Source organism: Chryseobacterium sp. MYb328 (assembly GCF_037572595.1).
Lineage (GTDB): Bacteria > Bacteroidota > Bacteroidia > Flavobacteriales > Weeksellaceae > Chryseobacterium > Chryseobacterium pennae.
This window is the reverse complement of record NZ_JBBGZQ010000058.1, coordinates 1-896: the sequence shown is the minus strand read 5'-3', so window position 1 is coordinate 896 and position 896 is coordinate 1. Positions and strand designations below refer to the sequence as shown.

At 38.4% G+C, this 896-nt stretch carries 1 pseudogene; it reads right to left on the bottom strand.

Annotated elements, in window-relative coordinates:
* A pseudogene (locus tag WH267_RS25035) lies at positions 1–731 on the bottom strand (Vgr family protein); the annotation flags it as partial.
* Between the last annotated feature and the right edge of the window lie 165 nt (positions 732–896).

Genomic DNA, 896 nt, shown 5'->3' with positions numbered 1-896 from the left:
GCTTTCAGTTCTACCCTAATGTCATCAGCATTACTGCCATAAATAAGTTTTATAGGTTTATTCTGAGGCGGAAGCTTACCAAAGTGAAGCACTTCACCATCATAGTAAAATTGCTCGCCATAGGCTTCAGCCATTCTTGCCAGATAATTGTAATGCGTTTCGTTGTATTGGCTGCTGTAGATAATCTGAGAATAATCGTTGGTATCCACTCTGATATCAAAACGACTTTTATCAATTCCCTGTTTGATTACTTCTTCGGCGATGATTCCCATATTAACGGGCTGTCCGCCGCCAAAGCTTTGAATATGTGGAGCTCCGTCCAACAGAATCGTTGGACTGTATCCGGAAAGTACAATATTGCCAAGGCTCATCTTTTCCTGGCTAAAGCCTACTTTGGTGATCAATCCTACAAAATTTCTTTCGGGACTGTTATCAATATCTTTATAGGAAATGATTGCCGTAAGGCGTTTCCCTAAAAATTTATTCGCTTCTTCAAGGGTATGGCTCTGACGGTCTCCCAATGCATCATGTGCAAGGACAAGACTGAATTCGTGATGCTTACCAGAGTTCTGTTTAAGAGTAAAATGTTTGTAATATTTTATAATTTTTCCCTCAACAACCAGGGAAAGTTTTACCAACCGGTTGATCCCTGCGTGATGGTTTTCAGAAATTCCATCAGCATTTTGTGAAGGGCGGAAGGAAGACCCCTTTGTCTTTGTTTCGGTTTTCATATGCTTTGTGTTTAGTTTAGTATTAAAGATAGTAGTATTTTACGAAATAATCAACATAACAGTGAGATAGACAACAATTGATCGATATAATTTTTCATAACAGGGCAAAAAAGACCGTCTTTATAAGGGACAGTCTTTCTTTGTATGAATGTTGATAATGTGTAA